At 36.7% G+C, this 23,061-nt stretch carries 13 protein-coding genes, 2 rRNA genes and 3 pseudogenes; 12 read left to right on the top strand and 6 right to left on the bottom strand.

Translation table 11 applies throughout. From position 1 onward, the window contains the following. The first annotated feature begins 1 nt into the window (after position 1). The 11 genes and pseudogenes from mtaB (at position 2) to rrf (ending at position 18,915) form a co-directional block, all read left to right on the top strand. Positions 2 to 1,258 carry a tRNA (N(6)-L-threonylcarbamoyladenosine(37)-C(2))-methylthiotransferase MtaB gene (gene mtaB, locus HCD_RS02305; RefSeq protein WP_014658999.1) on the top strand — a complete coding sequence of 419 codons (1,257 nt, stop codon included), beginning with the start codon at positions 2 to 4 and terminating at the stop codon, positions 1,256 to 1,258. Next, entirely contained in the window at positions 1,245 to 2,894 is a 1,650-nt protein-coding gene (locus HCD_RS02300; protein ID WP_014658998.1) for an AAA family ATPase, read from the top strand. Before mtaB ends, HCD_RS02300 begins: the two co-directional genes overlap by 14 nt. Positions 2,895 to 2,896: 2 nt before the next feature. Continuing rightward, a complete protein-coding gene (bioV, locus tag HCD_RS02295) occupies positions 2,897 to 3,442 on the top strand; it encodes a pimelyl-ACP methyl ester esterase BioV (RefSeq protein WP_014658997.1) in 546 nt (181 codons plus the stop codon). Next, positions 3,439 to 3,912 carry a DUF4149 domain-containing protein gene (locus HCD_RS02290; protein WP_014658996.1) on the top strand — a complete coding sequence of 158 codons (474 nt, stop codon included), beginning with the start codon at positions 3,439 to 3,441 and terminating at the stop codon, positions 3,910 to 3,912. Before bioV ends, HCD_RS02290 begins: the two co-directional genes overlap by 4 nt. A 61-nt stretch (positions 3,913 to 3,973) precedes the next feature. Then, on the top strand, positions 3,974 to 12,751 hold the full coding sequence (locus HCD_RS02285; RefSeq protein ID WP_014658995.1) for a vacuolating cytotoxin domain-containing protein: 8,778 nt from the start codon (positions 3,974 to 3,976) through the stop codon (positions 12,749 to 12,751). A 636-nt stretch (positions 12,752 to 13,387) separates the two neighbouring features. Continuing rightward, positions 13,388 to 13,612, top strand: a complete 225-nt coding sequence (locus tag HCD_RS02280; protein ID WP_014658994.1) for a hypothetical protein — start codon at positions 13,388 to 13,390, stop codon at positions 13,610 to 13,612. 137 nt (positions 13,613 to 13,749) lie between these two features. Further along, complete coding sequence (locus tag HCD_RS09305) at positions 13,750 to 13,923, top strand: hypothetical protein (RefSeq protein WP_158308548.1); 174 nt, start codon at positions 13,750 to 13,752, stop codon at positions 13,921 to 13,923. 245 nt (positions 13,924 to 14,168) lie between these two features. Continuing rightward, on the top strand, positions 14,169 to 14,306 hold the full coding sequence (locus HCD_RS09300; protein WP_158308547.1) for a hypothetical protein: 138 nt from the start codon (positions 14,169 to 14,171) through the stop codon (positions 14,304 to 14,306). Positions 14,307 to 14,469: 163 nt separating this feature from the next. Continuing rightward, positions 14,470 to 15,107, top strand: a pseudogene (locus HCD_RS08895) (outer membrane protein); the annotation flags it as partial. Positions 15,108 to 15,729: 622 nt separating this feature from the next. Beyond that, positions 15,730 to 18,616, top strand: a 23S ribosomal RNA gene (locus tag HCD_RS02270). Positions 18,617 to 18,797: 181 nt separating this feature from the next. Continuing rightward, a 5S ribosomal RNA gene (gene rrf, locus HCD_RS02265) occupies positions 18,798 to 18,915 on the top strand. A gap of 252 nt (positions 18,916 to 19,167) precedes the next feature. Here the strand turns inward: rrf and HCD_RS02260 are convergent. The 6 genes and pseudogenes from HCD_RS02260 to tnpA all read right to left on the bottom strand — a co-directional run bounded on the left by HCD_RS02260 (position 19,168) and on the right by tnpA (position 21,670). After that, entirely contained in the window at positions 19,168 to 19,542 is a 375-nt protein-coding gene (locus HCD_RS02260) for a nucleotide-binding protein (RefSeq protein WP_014658993.1), read from the bottom strand. Positions 19,543 to 19,578: 36 nt separating this feature from the next. Continuing rightward, complete coding sequence (locus HCD_RS02255; protein WP_144005837.1) at positions 19,579 to 19,782, bottom strand: hypothetical protein; 204 nt, start codon at positions 19,780 to 19,782, stop codon at positions 19,579 to 19,581. 25 nt (positions 19,783 to 19,807) lie between these two features. Next, a pseudogene (locus HCD_RS09530) lies at positions 19,808 to 20,333 on the bottom strand (hypothetical protein); the annotation flags it as partial. Continuing rightward, the gene (locus tag HCD_RS02245; RefSeq protein WP_014658991.1) at positions 20,320 to 20,691 is read right to left on the bottom strand and encodes a hypothetical protein; all 372 of its coding nucleotides are present in this window, start codon (positions 20,689 to 20,691) and stop codon (positions 20,320 to 20,322) included. The gene HCD_RS02245 and the pseudogene HCD_RS09530, both read right to left, overlap by 14 nt. 56 nt (positions 20,692 to 20,747) lie before the next feature. Beyond that, positions 20,748 to 20,993, bottom strand: a pseudogene (locus tag HCD_RS02240) (ParA family protein); the annotation flags it as partial. 260 nt (positions 20,994 to 21,253) lie between these two features. Then, positions 21,254 to 21,670 carry an IS200/IS605 family transposase gene (gene tnpA, locus HCD_RS02235; RefSeq protein ID WP_014658764.1) on the bottom strand — a complete coding sequence of 139 codons (417 nt, stop codon included), beginning with the start codon at positions 21,668 to 21,670 and terminating at the stop codon, positions 21,254 to 21,256. Positions 21,671 to 21,706: 36 nt separating this feature from the next. On the opposite strand from tnpA, the gene HCD_RS02230 reads away from it, so the two are divergent. After that, positions 21,707 to 23,029, top strand: a complete 1,323-nt coding sequence (locus tag HCD_RS02230) for an RNA-guided endonuclease InsQ/TnpB family protein (RefSeq protein WP_014658798.1) — start codon at positions 21,707 to 21,709, stop codon at positions 23,027 to 23,029. Positions 23,030 to 23,061: the final 32 nt, after the last annotated feature.

The following is a 23,061-nucleotide window of genomic DNA, read 5'->3' as shown; positions in this document are numbered from 1 at the left end:
GATGAAAAAAGTGTATTTTAAAACCTTTGGCTGTAGGACTAATCTTTTTGATACGCAAGTGATGGGAGAGAATTTAAAGGATTTTAGCACAACCTTAGAAGAAAAAGAAGCGGATATTATCATCATCAATTCTTGCACGGTTACTAATGGGGCTGATAGTGCTGTAAGAAGTTATGCAAAAAAAATGGCACGATTGAATAAGGAAGTTTTATTTACCGGCTGTGGGGTTAAAACTCAAGGCAAAGAACTCTTTGATAAGGGGTTTTTAAAGGGCGTTTTTGGGCATGACAATAAGGAAAAAATCAATGCTTTATTGCAAACAAAGAAGCGTTTCTTTATAGATGATGATTTAGAAAGCAAGCATTTAGATTCTACTATGGTAAGTGAATTTGTGGGAAAAACTAGAGCGTTTATTAAGATTCAAGAAGGCTGTGATTTTGATTGTAATTATTGCATTATTCCTAGCGTAAGGGGAAGGGCTAGAAGCTTTGAAGAAAGAAAAATATTAGAGCAAGTCAGCCTTTTATGTGCTAAAGGCGTTCAAGAAGTGGTCTTAACGGGCACTAATGTAGGGAGTTATGGGAAAGATAGAGAAAGTAATATCGCAAGACTCATTAAAAAACTAAGCCAAATTCAAGGGTTAAAACGAGTTAGGGTGGGGAGCTTAGAGCCTAATCAAATTAGTGAAGAGTTTTTAGAGCTTTTAGAAGAAGATTTTTTAGAAAAGCATTTGCATATTGCTTTACAACATAGCCATGATATTATGTTAGAGAGAATGAATAGAAGAAATCGTGTTAAAAGCGATAGAGAGCTATTAGAAAAAATCGCTTCAAAAAATTTTGCTATCGGCACGGATTTTATTGTAGGACACCCAGGAGAGAGTGAGAGTATTTTTCAAATGGCGTTTAAAAACCTAGAGAGCTTACCCCTAACGCATATCCACCCTTTTATCTATAGCAAACGCAAAGACACCCCATCTAGTTTGATGACTGATAGCGTTAGTTTAGAAAATTCTAAAAAGCGTTTGAATGCGATTAAAGACTTAATTTACCATAAAAATAAAGCGTTTAGAGAATTACAGCTTCAGCGTAATACCCCCTTAAAAGTGCTGGTTGAGTCTCAAAAAGATGGCACATTTAAAGCCCTAGACCAGTTTTTTAACCCCCTTAAGATTAAAAGCGATAAGCCCTTGAAAGCGAGCTTTTTAGAAATCAGAGATTATGTGGTCAATGAGAGAGAAAATCATGCAAGTCTCTAGTTTTTTAGAAAACATCATAGTTCCTTTTAAACGCATTAAAAACCGCTCGTTGAGTTTAGCCCTAGGGTTCTTAACCATCACTTTTTGCTTGCTTCTATGGTTAGTGCTAAGTGATTCTTCTAGGCTCTTGTCTAGTCAGGACTTTTTTTACATTATCCAGTCTAATCCTAAGCAAACTCTTTTAGAAGATGAAAATTATTTTTATGCAAACCATTACAAGACAAACAAAAAGGCGTTTTTAAGAGATTATAAAGTTCCTACTCACATGCCCATAGAAAAACAAGAAAATTTGAGTAAGGCTTCTAAAAGCGAACTTGCCCTACTTTTTTTTATTTCTATCATGCTTTTTGGGATTTTTTGGCGTTTGCCCAAGCGACAGGTTAGCTTGAAAGAGAGTTTACAAAACGCTTCCAAAAATGAATTAGAAAATGTTTTCCAGCGTTATGATTCTTTAGGAGTGAGCTTTAAGGATATTGCTGGTGTGAATGAAGTTAAAGAAGAATTATTAGAAATCATAGACTATTTAAAAGAACCTAAAAAATACCAAGATTTAGGGATTTTTCTGCCTAAAGGAGTGCTTTTAGTAGGTCCGCCTGGGGTGGGAAAAACTATGATTGCAAAAGCTTTAGCGAGCGAAGCTAAAGTGCCGTTTTTCTATGAAAGCGGGAGTGCTTTTTCACAAATTTATGTGGGTGCTGGGGCTAAAAAGGTGCATGAACTTTTTATGCATGCTAAAAAGCATGCCCCTTCTATGATTTTTATTGATGAAATTGACGCTCTAGGCAAGGCTAGGGGTGGGCATAGAAACGATGAGAGAGAAGCTACGCTTAATCAGCTCTTAACAGAAATGGATGGTTTTTTACAAAACGCTGAAGTGGTTGTTATAGGAGCGACTAATCAAATGGAAGTGATGGATGAAGCGTTATTAAGAAGCGGGCGATTTGACAGACGCATTTTGATTTCTTTACCCGATTTGAATGAGAGACAAAGCATTTTAGAAAAGCTTTTAGAAAACAAAAAACACACGCTAGATTATGCCAAAATCGCTAAAATTTGCGTGGGTTTTAGCGGGGCTATGCTAGCGACCTTGATTAATGAAAGTGCCTTAAACGCTCTAAAACACAAACGAGCAGAAATCACTCCTAGCGATGTCTTAGAAGTTAGAGATAAAATCGCTTATGGTAAGAAAAAGGCACAAACCTTGAATGAAAATGAAAAAGAATTAGTGGCTTTGTATCAGAGTGCGAAAGCTTTGAGTGCGTATTGGCTAGAAATTGAGTTTGATAAAGCCCCCTTGTTAGGGGAATTTATCTCTTTTAATGAAAATAAAATCCATAGCGAAAACGAGATTAAAAACTACATTAAAGTCTATTTGAGTGGGACAATTATCTTAGAATTGCTTTATCAGCAACGCTACAGCCTGTCTAAGCAAGATTTGCAAAAAGCGAGATTCTTAAACGAATTTATGGTAAGCGAGCTGGTTTTAGCCCCTACAAAAGAGTTTTTAAGCGCTCTTTATGAAGAGCAAGTAGAGTTTTTAAAGCCACAAGTGGCTACTTGTAAGCAATTGAGTGTTTTATTGTTAGAGCAAGAATATTTAGAACATGCGAATCTTTATGCTTTGCTTAATGGGTGAAAATGCGTTTTTTTAGTGGTTTTGGGTTTTTTTGTGAGAGCGTTTTATTTGAAGAGTGGCTTTTAAAGGGGGCTTATGATGTATCAGGCTTTTCTATGGGGGCTATTAATGCTATAGAGTATGCTTTTAATGAAGTGTTACAAGAGCGGCGTATCAATTCCTTACTATTGTTTTCGCCCTGTATGTTGAGCCATAAACAAGAGTCTTTTAAGCGTGTGCAACTTTTGGCGTTTAAAAAAGATAAACTAGGCTATATGGAGCGTTTTTACAAAGAAGCAGGGTTTTGTAAGCCATTAGAACAAGTTTATGGGAATATTAAAAGAGAAAGTTCTTTAGAAGAATTAGATTTCTTATTAAACTATAAGTATGATAGTTATAAAATCAAGTTTTTATTAGAAAAAGGCGTAAAGATTGAAGTGTTTGTGGGTTTGAAAGATAGCATTACGGATATTCAAGCTCTTTTAGAATTTTTTATGCCTTTAGTCAAAGTGTGGCAGTTTAAAGAGTGTAACCATTTGTTACAAAAAGAATCAAAAGGGTGGAAATGAAAAAAATCTGTTTGGGGGCGTATTTATTAGTATTAGGCATTTTAGGTGGGTCTTTGGTGGTTTTAGGGGCGGTAGTCGCACCGATAGTTTTCAAAGCTCCAAGCATTTTACCTGAGCTTAACATGACTATCTTTGAAAGCGGGAAGCTTATGACACAAATTTTTGTGCGTTTCAATTTCTTTTTAGAAACCATAGGTTTTATCGTGCTAATGTATGAAATTGTCTCTTTTGTATGGGGGCGAAAGTCCTTAGCTCAGGTGGCTCTTGGCTTGACAATAGGGGGACTATCTTTATTGTTTGTGTTTTATTACACGCCTTATATTTTAAACGCCCAGCAACTAGGCGAAGTGGCTGTGAAAAGCGATGAATTTGCCCGCTTACACTCTCAAAGCGAATGGCTTTTTAAAGAATTGTTTATTTTGGTATGCGTTCTATTCTTTTGGCGTTTGTTTGGCAAAAACTCTATTTGATTTGAAGGGGTTATCTTTGTTATATCACCAAAGAAATTGATTTGTGGGGTTAGCATCTTAAATGAAAAAGAGAATTTTTAAAAAGAAACGCCTTAAGGTTCGTCTAACACGCCAGCATAAAAAGGTGGTTTTAAAGCATTCCTTATACGCTCTACCCTTATTGTTGAGTGGGTTTGTGAAGGGGCTGTATGCGGATAATAATCTATGGGATTTGTTAAACCCACAAGTTGGGGGTGTGTATACCCACTGGGTTAAGGGCAGGCAGTATTGTTCATGGATTGAATTTGCAGGGTGTTTACGCACGGTGTGGGGAGCAAATCATAGGGGTTATGATGCTGGAAACGCTTCAAATTACTTGTCTTCTGAGAATTACAAAGCTATTTCTGTGGGCAATGGGAATGAAGCTGGAATTTATAATTTAAGCGGTTTCACTAATTATGTTGGGGGCAATCTCACTATCAATCTAGGCAATGGTGCAACTTTAAAATTAAGTGGCTCAAATAGTTTCACTTCGTATCAAGGCTCTCAACATGGTAACGGAAAAGATGATGTCAGTTTTAATGTTGGCACGCTAGATTTAAGCGGCACGCTAGAAGTGGGTAATCGTGTAGGCACTGGAGCTGGCACGCATACAGGTATAGCTAACTTAAACATGAACGCAAGCCATATCACTCTTAATGGCACTATTAAAGCCTTTAAAACTTCTGGTGTAACTTTCGGCAAAGATGCAAGCTCCAACATTGCAATAAGCTCAGCCACTTTAGATGGAGATACTTGCAGCTCATTAGCTAGGGTTGGTGTGGGAGCAAATTGTTCTAGCATAGGACCCACTTATATATTCAAAGGAGCTACAAACGCTACAAACACGACTTTTAATAATGGGGGCGGTAGTTTTAACTTTGAGAATAACGCTCATTTTAGTGGGGCGAAATTTAATGGAGGCACTTACACTTTCAAGCAAGATTTTAACGCTGCAAATAATACCGCTTTTAATAGCGGTAGTTTCACTTTTCAAGGCACAAGTTCTTTTGATAATGCCACTTTTAGCAATCTCACATATACTTTTAGTCATCAAGCCACATTTCAAAACAGCACATTCAATGGGGGGACTTTTACTTTCAATAACACAAATACTCAACACCCACAGGCGACTTTTGAAAACAGCTCATTTAGCAACAATAATTCTATCGCTCTCAATGGTCATGTTATTTTTCAGCAAGCCTTTAACAACCAAAACCATAATTTAGCCATTCAAAACGCCACCTTTGAAAATGCCACCTTTGATAATACCGGTAAAATTACCATAAGTCATGGTGTGAGTTTTAACAATACTTCGTTTAACACTTCTATCAATTCTCAAAACACAACTATTAATGGAAATGTAACTTTTAGTGGTAAGAATGAGTTAAAAAATGGTGCGACCCTTAATTTTGGAAACGCACAAGTTACTCTCAATCAAGGGACAAGCTTTAACATTACAAGCTTAGGGAGTGGGAGTAGTGTAACGATTTTAAATTCTAGTGGGGGCATTACTTACAATAACCTTTTAAATAATGCAGTCAGTGGCTTGACAAACGCCTTAAAAGTGAGCGAGCAGGCTACAAAGATTTCCACCCAGAGTTTTACTAAAGGTTTGTGGGATATAATCACTTATAATGGGGTTACAGGGCATCTTTTGACTGAAAATACTCCGCAACAAAAATCAGCCGCTTCTACAACAACACCCACAGAAAGTTCACCACAAGTCTATAATGTGAGTTACAAAATAGGGGATAAAATCTATAAGCTACAAGAAACTTTTAGCCATAACTCTATTACTATTCAAGCCCTAGAGAGTGGCACTTACACCCCACCCCCTGTGGTTAATGGCTCAAAATTTAATTTGTCAAGCTCAACCTATATTAACTCTAATATGCCTTGGTATGACCATAAATTTTACATGCCTAAATCTCAAAATTTTACAGAAAATGGCACTTACTACTTGCCTAGCATTCAAGTATGGGGGAGCTATAACAATACATTTAAGCAAACCTTTAGTGCAAGCAATAGTAATTTAGTTATCGGAAATAGCTCAACATGGACTGGGCATAATGTCAATTCTAGTGATACGGTGTCTTTTGGGGATACTTCAGGGGATGCCCTTAATGGGCATTGTGGGCCTTGGCCTTATTATCAATGCGCTGGCACAACCACTGGCACTTATAGTGCATATAATGTTTATATTACAGCGAATTTACGCTCTGGAAATCGTGTAGGCACTGGTGGGGCAGCGAATCTAATCTTTAATGGGGTTAATAGTATCAATATTGCTAACGCTAAGATTACACAAAATAATGCTGGAGCTTATTCAAGCTCTATGACTTTTTCTACTGATAATATGGATAGCGATGGCAATATCCAACAGAGCTTAAATGATAACGGCAAGCTTTCGGTTTATGGCACAACCTTTACTAACCATGCTAAAAACGGGACATTCACTTTCAATGTAGGGCAAGCTACATTTGAAAACACTAATTTCAATGGGGGGACTTATAACTTTAAGGGTAATAGTCTAAATTTTGAAAGTAACAACCAGTTTAATAGCGGTTCGTTTAATATTAGCACGCAAAACACTTCGTTTAATAACGCTAATTTCAGCAGTAATGCTTCTTTTAATTTTAGTAATCCTAGTGGGACAACCTCGTTCAAAGGGAATTTTACTAACGCTAATCAACACATACAAATGGCTGGGAGTGGGGTTTTTGGAAACACTACAGATAGTAATAAGTCTAGTGCTAAAACCCAAAATGGCACTCAAGCCATTTTTAACAATACCGGTTCTATCAATATTCAAGGAGATGCTTCGTTTAATAATGTTACCTTTGATAGCCCTACAAACATGGGCGTGAAAGGGAAGGTTACCCTAAATAACATCACTCTAAAGAATTTAAACAACCCCTTGTCTTTTGGTAATGGCACGATTACTTTTGGCACAAATTCTACAATCAACATTAATCAAGCAATTTCTAATGGCAACCCTATTACCATTATTAGCTCTTCTAAAAATATTGATTATAACAATGCGTTTGCTAAGAATCTATGGAAAATCATCAATTATCAAGGGCATGGAGCGAGTAGTGAAAAGGTAGTTTCTAGTTCTAGTTTGGGTAATGGCTTAGGGGTTTATGATGTTACTTACACAATTGATAATCAAACCTATAATTTTCAAGAAACTTTTTCACAAAATAGTATTTCTATCAGGCGTTTGGGTGTGGACATGGTGTTTTACCATGAAAATATGGAAGACCCTAAGCATGTAGATTTTCAAAATATCTTAGGTTTTATGACCTATATTCCTAAGAGTTATAACAATAACTTAGGGAATCATCAAAATGATGTAATTTATTATTATGACAAGAGCATTAATTTTTATACTTCTAGTGCGAAGTCCTTTTCTCAAATCTTTACAGGGCAAAATAGTGCTATTGTTTTTGGGGCTAAGCAACTATGGACGAATGCAAGCGATGCGCCACAATCTGATGTGGTGATTCGCTTTGGGGATAATAAGGGAGCAGGGAGTAATGATGCAAGTGGGCATTGTTGGAATTTACAATGTGTAGGCTTTATCACAGGGCATTATGAAGCACAAAAGATTTACATTACCGGTAGTATTGAAAGTGGGAATCGTGTCTCTAGTGGCGGGGGTGCAAATCTCAATTTTAAGGGGCTTCAAGGTATTATCTTAACGAATGCGACTTTATATAACCGCTCCGCTGGAACAGGTCTTTTAGGTGTTTCGCAAATGAATTTTTCTAGCAACGCTAATATTCAAGCTCAAAATTCGCATTTTATAGATAATACCGCACAAAATGGTGGTAAGCCTAATTTTAGCTTCACTTCTTCAAACATGGATTTTTCTAACAGCTCCTTTAGGGGCTATGTGGGGGCTACGCAATCTATCTTTAAATTCAACGCCACTAACACGATTAATTTTACTGACAGCACGAATTTAAGTTCAGGCTTATATCAAATTAACGCTACAAATCAAGTGGTATTTGATAATTCTAATTTAAGCGTTTCGGTAGGGACAAGCACCATTGCGGCTAATCAAATCAATTTCAATCAAAACGCTTCTATTAGTGCGAGTAATCATTCAACCCTTGAAATTAAGGGTAGTTTAAACATGAACGATACCAGCTCATTAGATCTTAATCAAAGCACCATTAATGTATCCAGCAACGCAACGCTCAATGATAAGGCGAGCTTGATTGTCAATAATAGCTCTCATATCAATTTTAATGGAGAAACCACTTTTAATTCGCCTGAACTGAGCGTTAATCTAAACAACAACTCTTCTATCGTGTTTAACAAAGCGGTTTCTTTAGGGGGTCAGTTTAATTTTAGCAATCATTCTTCTTTAGATTTTAAAAATTCTGGCACGATAGCCACTAACACGGCGTTTAATTTCTATGATAATGCGTTTTCAAACTCTCAAAGCCCCATTACCTTTAATCAAGCCCTTAATGTTCATGCACGACTGAGCTTAGGGGGTAATCTCTTAAACGCTAACAATAATCAGAGCGTGTTAAATTTAGGAAATAGCAATCTTACTTTCAATAATCAAGGGAACTTGAATATTGCAAACATTGATTTATTGAGCAATCTCAGTGATAATAAAGAGCGTGTATATAGTATCGTTAAAGCAAATATAAGCAATAACACTTGGTATAACCACATCAATTTCTTTGGCATGCAAATTAGTGATGGGGTTTATGACGCTACAAATCAAACTTATAGTTTTACTAACCCGCTCAATAATGCGTTAAAAATTACTGAGAGTTTTAAAAACAATCAATTGAGCGTTACGCTCTCTCAAATTCCAGGGATTAACAACACACTCTATAACATCGCCCCTGAAATCTTTAACTATCAAAAGACTTACACTAATAAAAATGGTGTGTATTCCTATAGCGATAACGCACAAGGCACATTCTATCTAACCAGCAATATTAAAGGCTATTATTACCCTAGTTCTAACCACGCTTCAGCACCCACTATTCCACAAACCTACAACGCACAAGGCAATCCTATTGAAGCCCTACACATTTTTAATAAGGGCTATGATTTGAATAATCTTAAAGCCTTAGGGAAAATGGCACTTGGCTTATACCCTAAAATAAAAGGGATTTTAGGGGGTAAGCTTTCGCTTTCAAGCCTTAGTGATTCGCAAGGTGAAAAGCTCAATGAGCTTGAAAATCTTATAACTCCTAGTGATTGGAAAAATATTAACGAATTTATCAGTAATGCTAATAATTCTGTCGTGCAAAATTTCAATAATGGCTCTTTGATTGTGGGGGCAACCAAAATAGGACAAACTAATACGAATAGTGCTATTTGGTTTGGGGGATTAGGCTATGAAAAGCCTTGTAACCACACCGATATAGTTTGTCAAAAATTTAGAAATACCTATTTAGGACAGCTTTTAGAGTCTAGCTCAGCCACTTTGGGTTATATCAACACGACTTTCAACGCAAAAGAGATTTATCTTACCGGCACTTTAGGGAGTGGGAATGCGTGGGGGACTGGGGGGAGTGCGAGCGTAACTTTTAATAGTGCGACTTCATTAAGTCTCAATAAGGCTAATATCATAAGCTCTCAAACCGATGGGATTTTTAGCATGCTAGGTCAAGATGGAATCAATAAGGTTTTTAATCAAGCTGGGCTTGCTAATATCTTAGGCGAAGTGGCCAAGCAATCTATGACAAACGCTGGGGGCTTAGGGAATTTAATCGCTGAGATGTTAGGGAGTAGTAGTGTTATCGGTAAAACTCTAAGTGAAAAGGAAAAAGGTGAGAGCCTTAACCAGCTTTTAGGCAAACAAAACTTTGAAAATCTGATGAATCATAGTGGATTAAATCAGGTGATTAAGGATTTAATCAAACAAAAATTGGGTTTTTGGACAGGCTTAGTAGGGGGGTTAGCTGGAATAGGGGGTATAGATTTACAAAACCCTGAGAAAATGATAGGTGGCATGTCCATTAATGAGTTGCTCAGCAAAAAGAATTTGTTTAATCAAATTACAGGTTATATTTCAGCAAATGATATAGGGCAAGTAATTAGTGTGGTATTACAAGATGTTGTCAATCCTAGCAACGCTTTGAAAAACGATGCAATAACTTTGGGCGAAAAAATGATAGGCGAGTTTTTAGGGCAAGACACTCTTAATTCTATAAAAAGCCTGTTACAAAACCAGCAAGTTAAAGGTGTGTTAGATAAAGTCCTTAGTGCTAAGGGCTTGGGTTTGATTTATGAAAAAGGTTTGGGAGATTTAATGCCTAGTTTAGGCAATAAAGGGCTTTTTGCTCCTTATGGTTTAAGTCAAGTGTGGCAAAAAGGAGATTTTAATTTTAACGCTCAAGGTGTGATTTTTGTGCAAAATTCTAGCTTCTCTAATGCAAATGGGGGAACACTAAGCTTTAATGCGGGGAGTTCGCTAGTCTTTGCTGGAAACAATCGCATGGAGTTTAGTAAACACCTAGGCACGCTTAATTTATTGTCTCATCAAGTTTCTAACATTGATATTACCACGCTTAATGCAAGCAATGGGCTTAATATTAACGCTACAAATAACAATGTGTCCGTGTCTCAAGGAAATATTTTCGTGAATGCAAGCTGTGTGAGTGAAACTCCAAAAAACTCTATTACTTCAAATGCATCTAGTCCTACAAATTCTTGTGAGCTTATCAGTCCAACGCATTCTAGCCAAAATGACACTTCTTCAAATCATAACACGCAAATTGTCTTGAATAATAATGATGAGAGTTTGAGCGTTACAGCAAATAATTTTAATTTTTCAGGCAATATTTATGCTAATGGGATGGTTGATTTTTCAAAGATTAAAGGTTCTTCAAGTATCAAAAATTTATATCTCTATAATAACGCTTCCTTTCAAGGCAATCACTTAATTATTTCTCAAAAAGCAAGTTTAAGCGAAAATGCAAGCTTTACAACGAATGATTTGAATATTCAAGGCGAATTTAATAATAACACCACTCATAAAATAGGGGTGCGTAACCATTTAACTATCGCACAAAACGCTTCTTTAAGCACCGGTATTTATGGCATAGAAGTAGGGGGGAGTTTAAACAATTTGGGGGCAATACATTTTAATTTAGCAAATTCTCAAAACCCTACAATGCCACTCATTCAAGTGGGGGGTGTAGTCAATCTCAATACCACTCACGCGCCTTTTATCAACATTACTAATAGTGTGGCTAATGATACAACTTATACTTTATTAAAAAGCAATCGTTACATTAACTACAACATCAACCCAAATAGCTTGCAATCTTATTTAAAACTCTATACTTTAATCAATATTAACGGACACCATATAGAAGAAAAAAATGGTGTGTTGACTTATTTGGGGCAACAAGTTCAATTGCAAGATAAGGGGTTATTATTAAGTGTAGCGTTAGAGCCGGCTCTAAACAAAGATAGCGTAACTCAAGAAACCCCCACAAAAAACACCATAAAGAACAATATTCTAAGTCTTTCTATTTTGTATAACCAAATTAAGATGTCCTATGGGCATAAAATCATGGATTTTATACCCCCTACTCTACAAGATTATATTGTGGGGATTCAAGGTAAAAACGCTTTAACTCAAATTGAAACCATAGGGGGGAGTGGCGTTATTAGGTGGCTTTCAAAATTGATGATAGAGTCTAAAGAAAATCCGCTTTTTGCACCGATTTATTTGCAAAACCATTCTTTGAATGAAGTGTTGAATGTAGCTAGAGACCTTGAAAACACCATGAGTTTAATTTCTAACCCTAGTTTTAGAAATAACGCTACAAGGCTCTTAGAAATTGCAAGCTACACCCAGCAAACCAGTCGTTTGACTAAGCTTTCTAATTTTAGGGCTGAAGTGGAGCCAAACTTGTTTGAGCGTTTGTTAGAGCTTAAAAACAAGCGGTTTAGTGATGCTAATCCTAACGCCTTAGATTTCATTCTTAAATACACAGAGCGAGACAAGCATAAAAACAATGTTTGGGTTCAAGGGGTGGGGGGAGCAAGTTTTGTAGCTGGGGGTAATGGCACGCTTTATGGTTTGAATGTGGGCTATGATAGGTTTATTAAAAATGTGATTCTTGGGGGTTATGTAGCTTATGGATATAGTGGGTTTAATGGGCGTATTATGAGTTCTCTTTCTAATAATGTGAATGTGGGAATGTATGCAAGAGCCTTTGTAAAAAGAAGCGAAATCACTTTGAGTGCGAATGAGACTTATGGAAGCAATACTACAACCATTGATTCTCATAATGCCTTGCTCTCTGTATTAAACCAGCACTACAACTATAACACTTGGACAACCAGTCTTAATGGGAATTATGGCTATGATTTTATTTTTAAACATAAGAGCGTCATCTTAAAACCCCAAGTGGGCTTGAGCTATTATTTCATGGGATTAAGTGGCATAAAAGGTAAAATGAATAATTTAGCCTATCAACAATTCGCTACTGATGCTAACCCTACTAACAAATCCATTTTAACGCTCAATGTGGGTTTAGAAAGCCGTCAATATTTTGGTAAAAATTCCTATTATTTTGTAACAGCTAAGTTAGGTAGGGATATTTTGGTGCATTCTAAAGGCGATAAAGTGGTGCGTTTTATGGGTGAAAACACTTTGTTGTATCGCAAAGGCGGAGCGTTCAACACTTTTGCAAGCTTAGTAACAGGGGGCGAAATGCGTTTATGGCGTTTGGCGTATGTGAATGCTGGGGTTGGGCTTAGATTTGGCTTGCAATACCAAGATATTAATGTAACCGGAAATGTAGGCATGAGAGTGGTATTTTAGCTTTTTTGCTATAGTAACAATGTTCATGTCGGCTCCTTTCTAAATTAAATTTAGAGAGCCAACGCCTAGAGAAGTCCTACTTCTTTAGGTATTTAACTTCCTTAGACTTCAATTATAACTTAAATTTTATTTTTTAAAACACACTTTAAAATTGCCAAGAAAACAAATGCCACTAAAAAGAGCGATTAAATTAGGATAAAATTTAAAGGAGTTTTAATTTTAAAAAGCTTGATTGTTTTTAACCTCACAAGCTAAGGATAAATCTTTTAGAGAAAACCTTTAAAACCTAAAAAGGCTTTAAAGGAAACTTTTGAAAAACTTTACAAGCTATCTCTCTAAAGAAACAACAACTTTAAGCCCTAAAAACTTAATTTCAAGGCATAATGTCTTCTAGGAGTTTTTGCCATGTTTTCTAGCCATAACAAACTCCTTTATTTAAAATTTATCCCCATAAACCTACTTAGGGGGGTGTTTATTCTACAACAATCTTTCTTAAATCTGTTCAAAGAATAGATGACTAGATAATGAGATTTTTAAAAACTACACTCCGCAAAAAGAACGCCACTAATAAATAATACCTACCAATAAATCACACACTAAAATGACTAAATCATACTTAATAAGGCTACAACCACGATGATATTTGAATGCTACTTTCTTAAAAGGAAATTTATACAAAAAACAACCATAGCATTAATTCTAAGCTTATTTTTAACCCCACATTTTGTATTTACTGAATACAATGGCTATTTTATAAGCGTGGGGTATCAACTTGGTCAAGCCACTCAAATTGCTAAAAACACCGGCGAAATCAAACAATTAGCCAATTACTACCAAGAGTTGCAAAATTCTTTGGCCTAACTTACTGAACTTAATTGTGCCGTAAAAAAGGGTTCAGATACTAATCTTATCTTATCAGTAGTGCTATAAGCAATATCTAATCTTTTTCTAACAATAATTATAATTATGCCAACAAAGCAAACTTATCCGCATTCCAAGTGGTCAATGCAAGTATTAAAGCTGTATTAGTGGTGTGGGATTTGTTTTTACGCTACATTAACAATAATGTTCAAATAGATGAAGTTCTGGGGAGTGTAACTAAAAATACATTTGAAAAAATGAGAAAATTAGCCGATGAGCTTAAAGATAGTCAGCCCAACTCTGTGGTCTAAATGGAAAATGTGCTAATGGTCAAAAAGTTTCTGTTCCTGCTGACACAGACACTCCTCAAGTAGCTGTTTCTAGCGTAGCAAGTTCTACGCCTAGCAATCTACAATTCCCACAATCACTTTTAAGGGTTGTGCAGGATTTGATGAATGATTTAGTATGGCATAATCCATGGATTTTTGAGAGTGCTCCAAGTAAATTTGGTCAACCCAACGCTGGTGGTATCAAAGCTTTCTCCTTTTTCTAACAAGTGCAAAAAATGTTTCAAGCAGCACAGCAGCTCGTTACAGATTCTACAAATCTTAATAAGGTTCAACAAAACTCGCAATCCAAGGTTTCAGGCGAGCAAGAAAATTCCACTCAAGCAGTTCAAATATTATGGGAATGAGAGCGTTCAAAATGTCCATCTTGCTAATAATGTGGTGCATCTAGCTTCCAATAAAGTGGCTCTAAGAGACTCTTTTGCCAACACACAGAGCCTAGGTGAATCTATTTAGTCCACTGCTTACTCAACGATTAGCTCCGATGCACCTGTGAATAACAATGTTTTGTATCACATCAACCAAACTCAAGCTTCCAACCTTACTAAGGCTTTAGACACTATGGGGAATAACCCTTTTAGGCATGTAGGGGTGATTAAGTCTCAAGATAACAGCGGAGTGATGAATGGTATTGGCATTATGGCAGGCTATAAACAATTCTTTGGCACTGAGAAACGCTATGGTGCAAGGTATTATGGCTTCTTTGACTATAACCACACTAATATTAAGTCTAGCTTCTTTGATTCTAGCTCTAATGTGCTCACTTATGGTGTGGGTGCAGATGGGCTATATAACTTAATCAATGATAAAGACATGACTGTTTTTGGTAAGGCTGGCAAACTATCTTTGGTTTCTTTGCAGGAATCGCATTGGCTGGCACTTCATGGATTAATAATAATAGAGTGGTTTTAGAAAACGTTAACAGCGTTTATAAAGCTAATATCAGTTCGTCTAATTTCCAATTTTTATTCAATTTTGGCACTAGAGTGAATCTGGCTGAAAGTAAAAATTCTAAAGCCCCACAACATGGCTTAGAATTTGGAATGAAAATCCCCACCATTAACGCTAACTACTATAGCTTTATGGGTGCAAAACTTGAATACAGAAAGATGTATAGCTTCTATCTTAATTATGTCTTTGCTTACTAGAGCTTTTTAGGGTTTAGATCCTATTGTTATTAAAACTCGCTCTTTATTCTTTGTTGTTTTGTGTTTGGTTAGGACTTTCTTTAATAATTTGATATGTCTCATATTTCGGATACTACCTTATTCAGATTATAGTTTTTTACAGCTTTCTAATCTTCTCTGACCCCATTCCCCAACAATTTCCAAAAAACTTTTAAACTTTTTATTTGCTGCTCAATCAAACTCTATTCTAAATAATTCTATTAGTTTAAGCAAACTTTAAGCATTGCGTGTCTATAATTACATTTCGTTTTTAACGACAAGCTTAAAAGTTATTAAATTTAACCAAGAGCTAACAGACTTTAAAAAGCAAAAATATAAAGAGATTTGATTAAAGTCAAACTTTTTAGATTTGGGTTTAAGGTTTGAGAGTTTATGGGTATTTTTAATCAAAACATTTTAGCAAGTTATCACTAAAACGAAGTTATTTGATTTAATATTGTTAATAGCCTATGTAAAAGTAAAGTAAAACTACAATTACTCTGTCTTATATTCAGTAAGGCAGTGGTAGTGTTGAAGAATATTCATGCAATTGTCGTTATTCATTATATAAAAAGGCGGGTTTTAAAGGATATTTTAGAATTTAAAACAAGCTTTTAAGAGCAGATGGCGGATGCCTTGCCAAAGAGAGGCGATGAAGGACGTACTAGACTGCGATAAGCTATGCGGAGCTGTCAAGGAGCATTGATGCGTAGATGTCCGAATGGGGCAACCCAACTAATAGAGATATTAGTTACTCTAATATAGAGAGCGAACCTAGTGAAGTGAAACATCTCAGTAACTAGAGGAAAAGAAATCAACGAGATTCCCTAAGTAGTGGCGAGCGAAAGGGGAAGAGGGCAAACCGAGTGCTTGCATTCGGGGTTGAGGACTGCAATATCCACTAGAACACTTTAGCAGAGTTACCTGGAAAGGTAAGCCATAGAAAGTGATAGCCTTGTATGCGACAAGGTGTTCTTAGGTAGCAGTATCCAGAGTAGGCCGAGACACGTGAAATCTTGGTTGAAGCCGGGGAGACCACTCTCCAACCCTAAATACTACTCTTTGAGCGATAGCGAACAAGTACCGTGAGGGAAAGGTGAAAAGAACCGCAGTGAGCGGAGTGAAATAGAACCTGAAACCATCTGCTTACAATCATTCAGAGCCCTATGATTTATCAGGGTGATGGACTGCCTTTTGCATAATGATCCTGCGAGTTGTGGTATCTGGCAAGGTTAAGCGTATGCGAAGCCGTAGCGAAAGCGAGTCTGAATAGGGCGATTTAGTCAGATGCTGCAGACCCGAAGCTAAGTGATCTATCCATGGCCAAGTTGAAACGCGTGTAATAGCGCGTGGAGGACTGAACTCGTACCCATTGAAACGGGTTGGGATGAGCTGTGGATAGGGGTGAAAGGCCAAACAAACTTAGTGATAGCTGGTTCTCTTCGAAATATATTTAGGTATAGCCTCAAGTGATAATAAAAGGGGGTAGAGCACTGATTGGGCTAGGGCTGCTCGCCGCGGTACCAAACCCTATCAAACTTCGAATACCTTTTATCGTATCTTGGGAGTCAGGCGGTGGGTGATAAAATCAATCGTCAAAAGGGGAACAACCCAGACTACCAAATAAGGTCCCTAAGTTCTATTCTGAGTGGAAAAAGATGTGTGGCTACTCAAACAACCAGGAGGTTGGCTTAGAAGCAGCCATCCTTTAAAGAAAGCGTAACAGCTCACTGGTCTAGTGGTCATGCGCTGAAAATATAACGGGGCTAAGATAGACACCGAATTTGTAGATTGTGCTGATGCACAGTGGTAGAAGAGCGTTCTATACAGTGTTGAAGGTATACCGGTAAGGAGTGCTGGAGCGTATAGAAGTGAGCATGCAGGAATGAGTAACGATAAGATATATGAGAATTGTATCCGCCGTAAATCTAAGGTTTCCTACGCGATGGTCGTCATCGTAGGGTTAGTCGGGTCCTAAGCCGAGTCCGAAAGGGGTAGGCGATGGCAAATGGGTTAATATTCCCATACCGACTATGGAGCGTGATGGGGGGACGCATAGGGTTAAGCGAGCTAGCTGATGGAAGTGCTAGTCGAAAGGCGTAGATTGGAGGGAAGGCAAATCCACCTCTGTATTCGAAACTTGACAGGCTCTTTGAGTTCTTTTAGAACAAAGAGAGAATCGCTGATACCGTCGTGCCAAGAAAAGCCTCTAAGCATATCCATGGTCGTCCGTACCGCAAACCGACACAGGTAGATGAGATGAGTATTCTAAGGCGCGTGAAAGAACTCTGGTTAAGGAACTCTGCAAACTAGCACCGTAAGTTCGCGATAAGGTGTGCCACAGCAATGTGGTCTCAGCAAAGAGTCCCTCCCGACTGTTTACCAAAAACACAGCACTTTGCCAACTCGTAAGAGGAAGTATAAGGTGTGACGCCTGCCCGGTGCTCGAAGGTTAAGAGGATGCGTCAGTCGCAAGATGAAGCGTTGAATTGAAGCCCGAGTAAACGGCGGCCGTAACTATAACGGTCCTAAGGTAGCGAAATTCCTTGTCGGTTAAATACCGACCTGCATGAATGGCGTAACGAGATGGGAGCTGTCTCAACCAGAGATTCAGTGAAATTGTAGTGGAGGTGAAAATTCCTCCTACCCGCGGCAAGACGGAAAGACCCCGTGGACCTTTACTACAGCTTAGCACTGCTAATGGGAATATCATGCGCAGGATAGGTGGGAGGCTTTGAAGTAAGGGCTTTGGCTCTTATGGAGCCATCCTTGAGATACCACCCTTGATGTTTCTGTTAGCTAACTGGCCTGTGTTATCCACAGGCAGGACAATGCTTGGTGGGTAGTTTGACTGGGGCGGTCGCCTCCTAAAAAGTAACGGAGGCTTGCAAAGGTTGGCTCATTGCGGTTGGAAATCGCAAGTTGAGTGTAATGGCACAAGCCAGCCTGACTGTGAGACATACAAGTCAAGCAGAGACGAAAGTCGGTCATAGTGATCCGGTGGTTCTGTGTGGAAGGGCCATCGCTCAAAGGATAAAAGGTACCCCGGGGATAACAGGCTGATCTCCCCCAAGAGCTCACATCGACGGGGAGGTTTGGCACCTCGATGTCGGCTCATCGCATCCTGGGGCTGGAGCAGGTCCCAAGGGTATGGCTGTTCGCCATTTAAAGCGGTACGCGAGCTGGGTTCAGAACGTCGTGAGACAGTTCGGTCCCTATCTGCCGTGGGCGTAGGAAAGTTGAGGAGAGCTGTCCCTAGTACGAGAGGACCGGGATGGACGTGTCACTGGTGCACCAGTTGTTCTGCCAAGAGCATCGCTGGGTAGCTACACACGGATGTGATAACTGCTGAAAGCATCTAAGCAGGAAGCCAACTCCAAGATTAACTTTCCCTGAAGCTCGCACAAAGACTATGTGCTTGATAGGGTAGATGTGTAAGCATAGTAATATGTTTAGCTGACTACTACTAATAGAGCGTTTGGCTTGTTTTTTGCTTTTTTATAAAATAACGACAATTAAGCATGGATAAGTTACCACTGCCTTACTGAGTGTAAGAGAGATTGGGTTTTACGAGAACTTATAGGCGATTAACAATCTTCTTTGTTAAAAATATTTTCCCTAGTAGAAAGGGGAGTTAAGAACAAACAACGATTTTGTTTTTAACTCCCTTTTCCTTGTGTCTTTAGAGAAGAGGAACTACCCAGTTAACCATTCCGAACCTGGAAGTCAAGCTCTTCATCGCTGATAATACTGCTCTTTTCAAGAGTGGGAATGTAAGTCGGTGCAGGGATAGGGAAATGTTTTTAAAGCTTTTCTTGATTTATTTCTTTCTTAGTTTTTTGATGCTTTGTTTATATCGGTTTGTCATGAGCATTTTTTAACTTTCAACCAATTCTAGTTCTGCTAAGCTTTGATAAGAAGTGAGACTTATAGAATCGCAGGTATTTTCTTTTATTCTTACAGGTTCTTATTTTATATAGTTATCGGATTTAATTTTCATAAGCAATTTCTTAATTTTTGAGCCAATTTAACACCCACTCTTTTACAAGATATTCCTTAAATCTAAGTGAAAAATACCTCTAATATCCGATGGTCCTTTAATATCGCCTTTTTCTAAGATAATAACATTTTTTCTACCTAATTTAGCCATAAGCATTCCCATTTCAAGAACAACATTTTGTCTCGCTTGTAAATGGTAATTTTCATTCCCCTTGTCAAAATCCGCTTTGGAAATTGCCCTATCATCTAGAGTCAAAAGAACAATACCAACTGAAATATTATGCAACTTACTTTCCAATGATTCTATGATAGTCATTCCCGAATCATTTGTTACTTTTTCAGCTTCTACATCAAGCATTTTTAAAAAGTTCTCTAGTTGTTTTTCTAGAATCTCATAAATAATGAATATTTTGTGCAAAACATTTGCAACATCTTACACTTCTTTCTTAAAGAGTCACCCATCAATCTCTTGTTTTAAAGTGTCCTTTTCTGCACACTCTTTACCTTGAACTTGAATTTTTCCAGTAGAATAAAGCGTAATGGTAAAACCCTTGTATTTATAAAAATAATTTTTGCTAGTTCCATTTGTTTTTAATTCACAACTTATGCCTAATTTTTCTTCCAAAATGTGCCTATTGTTTTCTAGTGTATCCATCATTATTTTTTCTATCCTTGTTATCTCATTTATTTTTTCTCAAAGGCAGTTTATCGCTACCTTTACTTTCTAAAAATTCTCTAATCTCTTTAGCATAACCTTTTACTAAAACTTGCAACAAGTCAATGTCATAAGAAAATTTATCTTTAAGGACATTTTGAGCGATTTCTATTAAGCATTCATCATAGATTTCTACACTTTCATCAAACACTTCTTCTGCATTACTTTCTTTAACACCATTTAGAAATAAAAAGTAATTAAAGAGCCTGTCTTCTTTTTCTTCATTTGGCCATTCTAAGTTATATTCATATTCTTCTTCATCTAATAGTGCTTTCATAATCAATAGGATTGAATTTACACATCAAGCGTGAAATAAGAATTTTAGGGGCGTTTTCATTGCTTGTTTTAGCAAATACCATATTAGCTAAGACATTAGCTAAGATTAACTTCTCTACCAAACTAGCTTGGCTGATTTCTTGTTCTAGTGTATCCTTAAACTTTAAAGGGGTGTCTTTATAGACTACCTTATGCGTAAAAAATTCATTCAAGTTTATTGTTATCTATTCCTTTGTTTTTTAGTTTTTCAATTTGTTTTAAGAGTTTCTGCTCTTGGGTGTTTTTTCTGTGTTTTAAATGCCTAATAAGCGCTTCTTCAATAAAAGTGCTTCGTGTCTCTTTAAATGAGCCAAATTCTAGCAAAAATTCATCAAGTTCTTTTATAACAGATGGACTAAAAGCAATGTTAAAGCTCTTTTTCTTATCTTCATCTAACAAGCTCTTTTTACGCCCCCTTTTTTTAGGGGTTTTTACTTCCTTTATGCTAGGCTCTTGCTCTAAGGGGGTATCTTGGGCTTGTTGTTCTTCTTGTTCTTCAAACTTTTTTTCTAGCTCATCAATTTGTTGTAAATCCATACTTGTATGCTCCTTGCTGTGTTTGTTTTTATGTTTTTTTACTCTTCTAAACCGCAAAGCATGGTTTTTTGGGTTTCCTTGCTATATTCCCCCTTAGTATCAATAAGGATATTCTCATACTTAGATACCATTTGCTTTAAAGTATCGCTAAAGCCATTACCACGATTAAATAAACTAAAAGTTTTATTATCAATATCTAAAACAACCACTTCTTTATTGTCTTTTAGTAATTGCACGGCTAAGTTTACACAAAGCGTGCTTTTACCACTACCACCCTTTTCATTAGCAATACAAATGGTCATGTTATTTTCCTTAAATTTAGTTGTTTTAAAAGTATGTCATAATGATATAGATTTTGAATTAACTTTAATGAATTATACAGAATTATCTAATAAGTAATTAAGTTAGTAAGAGATAGCTAATAGTAGTATCAATTATTGGGAAGTAATAATTTATCCCAACAAAGCGAAAAACTCCGTCCTTTAGGGCGGAGATGTAAGCGTCAATAGCCGTTAGGCTATTTTTTAGTGTCATTTAACCTAAAAACAAAAGGTTAGCAAATCTAATGTGGTGTTTCTTGCTCTTGGATATATTGCTTAATGATTTCTAAAGGAGCACCCCCACAGCTTCCAGCAAAATAACTAGGCGACCATAAATGATTGCCCCACAAAGTAGCTTTAACATTTTTAAAATTTTGTTGTCTAACCAAACGACTACTAACACCCTTTAAAGAATTAACTAACCTACTAACACTAACTTTTGGTGGATAATTGATAAGTAAATGCACATGGTCGCTTTCCCCATCAAATTCTACTAACTCGCTTTCAAAGTCTTTGCATACCTTAGCAAATACAGAACCTAAAAAGTCTATAACTTCTTTGTTGAATGCTTTACGCCTATATTTAGTTACAAATACTAAATGCACATGCATTAAAAAAACACAATGTCTGCCATGTCTAATATTATCAATTTGTTTCATAGACCAAGTTTAACTAAATTATGCTAAAATCTTTCTATGAAAGTAAATAAGGGCTTTAAATTTCGTTTGTATCCTACCAAAGAGCAACAGACCAAATTACAACACTCTTTTTTTGTCTATAACCAAGCCTATAACATTTGCTTAAATCTACAACAAGAGCAATACGAAAAAAACAAAGATTTACCCACTAAACAAAGAAAATGGCAAAAATCAAGCGAATTAGATAGTGCGATTAAGCACCATTTAAAAGCTAGGAATTTAAGTTTTAGTAGTGTAGTCGCTCAACAATCACGCATGAATGCAGAAAGAGCCTTAAGAGATGCCTTTAAAGTCAAAAATAGGGGCTTTCCTAAATTTAAAAACTCTAAATTTGCTAAACAAAGTTTTACTTGGAATAATCAAGGCTTTTCTATCAAAGACTTTAACGAACGCTTTAAGATGTTTAACTTAATGAAAATGCCCTTAAAAATGCGTATGCATAGAGACTTACCCCTTAATGCTAAGATTAAACAAATCGTAGTCTCTTGCTCTCATCAAAAATATTTTGTTAGTTTTAGCATAGAATACGAAAAAGAGCTTAACACTATTAAAGAGCCTAGAAATTGTGTCGGTGTGGACTTAAATATCTATGATATAGCTTTAAGCGTTGATTTAAAAGAATATGAAAAACTAACCGACCTAGAACAATACCAAAAAGACATGAAAGAACTAGGTTTAAAAGTAGATGAAAATATCAATCTAAAACGACTTATTCCTACTTATTCTAAACTACATTCTTTTAAAAAATACTCTAAAGAATTTAAAAGACTACAAAGAAAACAAAGCCGTAGGGTTTTAAAATCTAAACAAAATAAAATCAAACTAGGAGGTAATTTTTACAAAACTCAAAAAAAATTAAACAAAGCCTTTGATAAATCAAGCTATCAAAAACTAGACAGATACCATAAAATCACAAGCGAACTTTCAAAGCAATTTGAATTGATAGTAGTTGAAGACTTACAAATTAAGAACATGACCAAAAGAGCCAAACTCAAAAATGTTAAACAAAAGAGTGGGCTTAATAAGTCTATACTAAATACTTCATTCTATCAAATCATCTCTTTTTTAGACTACAAACAACAGCATAATGGCAAATTGTTAGTGAAAGCTCCCCCACAATATACGAGTAAAACTTGTCATAGTTGTGGGCAAATCAACCACGAGCTTAAATTAAATCATAGAGAATATCTGTGTCAAAATTGCGGATATATAGAGCATAGAGATATAAACGCCGCAAGTAATATTTTAAGCAAAGGGTTAAGTCTTCTTGGGTTAGGAAATAGCCTTGCAGACTTTAAAGAGCAAAGCCTTTCGTATTAGCATTCAGTAGGGTGCTTTAGTTAGGAAGCTCC

Origin of the sequence: Helicobacter cetorum MIT 99-5656 (assembly GCF_000259275.1) — a bacterium.
Taxonomy (GTDB): Bacteria; Campylobacterota; Campylobacteria; order Campylobacterales; family Helicobacteraceae; genus Helicobacter; species Helicobacter cetorum.
This window is presented reverse-complemented; position numbering and strand designations above follow the sequence as displayed.

Coding starts and splice junctions, on each gene's coding strand:
- HCD_RS02285 (WP_014658995.1), top strand. CDS start 3,974: ATGAAAAAGAGAATTTTTAAAAAGAAACGCCTTAAGGTTCGTCTAACA.
- tnpA (WP_014658764.1), bottom strand. CDS start 21,670: ATGAAACAAATTGATAATATTAGACATGGCAGACATTGTGTTTTTTTA.
- HCD_RS02280 (WP_014658994.1), top strand. CDS start 13,388: ATGATATTTGAATGCTACTTTCTTAAAAGGAAATTTATACAAAAAACA.
- HCD_RS02300 (WP_014658998.1), top strand. CDS start 1,245: ATGCAAGTCTCTAGTTTTTTAGAAAACATCATAGTTCCTTTTAAACGC.
- HCD_RS02255 (WP_144005837.1), bottom strand. CDS start 19,782: ATGATGGATACACTAGAAAACAATAGGCACATTTTGGAAGAAAAATTA.
- HCD_RS02245 (WP_014658991.1), bottom strand. CDS start 20,691: ATGGATTTACAACAAATTGATGAGCTAGAAAAAAAGTTTGAAGAACAA.
- HCD_RS02290 (WP_014658996.1), top strand. CDS start 3,439: ATGAAAAAAATCTGTTTGGGGGCGTATTTATTAGTATTAGGCATTTTA.
- bioV (WP_014658997.1), top strand. CDS start 2,897: ATGCGTTTTTTTAGTGGTTTTGGGTTTTTTTGTGAGAGCGTTTTATTT.
- HCD_RS02230 (WP_014658798.1), top strand. CDS start 21,707: ATGAAAGTAAATAAGGGCTTTAAATTTCGTTTGTATCCTACCAAAGAG.
- mtaB (WP_014658999.1), top strand. CDS start 2: ATGAAAAAAGTGTATTTTAAAACCTTTGGCTGTAGGACTAATCTTTTT.